General features: G+C 53.8%; 2 protein-coding genes. Both read left to right on the top strand.

Annotated features, from left to right (window positions below; all coding sequences use genetic code 11):
- Positions 1-251, top strand: a 251-nt coding sequence (locus EAE90_RS23065; RefSeq protein WP_214055432.1) for a hypothetical protein, incomplete at its 5' end; no start/stop codon positions are given.
- A gap of 105 nt (positions 252-356) precedes the next feature.
- On the top strand, positions 357-1739 hold a 1383-nt coding region (locus EAE90_RS23070; RefSeq protein ID WP_214055433.1), incomplete at its 3' end, for a type VI secretion system Vgr family protein.

Below are 1739 nucleotides of genomic sequence, written 5' to 3' on the forward strand. Positions count from 1 at the left end.
TCATTAAACATTTTGTGCTGTTTGATAAAAAAAGACTTGATTTTAATATGCACCCGCAGGGAGGATTGAATTATTCATTAACCGTGTGTGAAATTAATGAATCTATTAATTCGAAGGCTTATTACTGTCCTTTGAGATTATTTTTATTCTGGTTAGCTCTCAATGAAGCAGTACCGGCATCGATTGACTGTTCCCCGTATTTATCAGGGTTAGCAACCGAGAATATATTCGGTTGGATTTTCGGTAGTTGAATTGACATAACCGCTTATGACGACTGGCACTTTATTGAAAGAAGTGGGGGCCTTTCTTGCTGAGTGAACAGACCGTTTTATCTGATATCCGAGGAAAACTTATTAATGGATAGAAAAATGCTTCGCGCCCGTCAGCTTCAAGCGAGTAAAGCTGTGCTGCCGGGCCATGCCCGTTACCGGCTTGAAGTCCGGCGCTGTGGCGCTGAGCTGGAGGTATTCAGCTTCACCGGCGAAGAGCGCCTGTGTGCGCCGTATTGCTACACCATTGATTTCACCAGTCCGACCCGGGATATCGACCCGGCGGCGATGTTGAACAAATCCGCCACATTTATCTTGCAGGCGCCGGAAAACCCGGAACAGGTGCGTAAAGTGCACGGCGTCATCACCCGTTTTAACCGGATTGCCACATCGGCGGATGAAACGCGCTATCAGGTCTGTCTGGAGCCTTATCTGGCGTTGCTGCGCCACACCCGGCGCTGTGGGATTTACCAGCACCAGTCAGTGCCGGAAATTGTGGAAAAGATCCTGCGTGACCGACACGAATTTCGCGGGCAGGATTTTCTGTTCACGCTGGTGCGGGAGTACCCGAAGCGGGAACTGGTGGTGCAGTGGCAGGAGAGCGATCTGGACTTTATCCAGCGCATACTGGCGGAAGTGGGGATCTGGTATCGCTTTGAGATGGACAGCCGTCTGGGAATTGAAGTGGTGCGGTTTGGGGATAACCAGCGCAATTACCAGTACGACGTGCGTTTGCCGTTGCGTGACCCGGCGGGCATGAATCACAACGACCAGGATTCGGTGTGGGATTTGCACGTTGAGCATCAGGTGGTGACGCAGGGCGTGAAGGTGCGGGACTACAACTACCGGGAAGCGGGCAATGACCTGCAATATCAGATCCGCCGGGATCGGGATGCCACGATGGTTGGTGAAGTCTATCGCTATGGCGATAACTTTCTTGAGAAGGGAGACCAGATCCAACCGGCGCCGGAAACGGCGGGATTTTACGCCCGTTTACATCACGAGCGCGACCTGTACCAGCAGCACCTGATCAGCGGCAAAAGCTCCTCGCCGATGTTGATCCCCGGCTTAGTGCTGGAACTCGACGGAGAGAGACCGGCCGCGGTGGGCAAAGCGGGGGTGTTGATTGTCGCTATGCACAGCAGCGCCCGGCGTGACAGCAACTATCTGGTCAATTTTAGCGGCGTCCCGTACAGCGAAGTATTGAGCTACCGACCGGCGCTGCGGGAACGGCCGGTGATTGCCGGTACAGTTCCGGCGCGGGTGACTAGCAACTGGCCGAACGACACCTACAGCCATATCGACGTCAAGGGTCGCTACCGCGTCAAATTTGATTTTGACCTGGATGAATGGCCGTTGGGCGGTGAAAGTCTGTGGGTGCGCTTAGCCCGGCCGTATGCCGGTAAAACTCACGGTTTTCACTGGCCGTTGATCCAGGGAACCGAAGTGGCGATCGCGTTTGAGCAGGGG

This window comes from Photorhabdus caribbeanensis (genome assembly GCF_018448885.1).
Lineage (GTDB): Bacteria > Pseudomonadota > Gammaproteobacteria > Enterobacterales > Enterobacteriaceae > Photorhabdus > Photorhabdus caribbeanensis.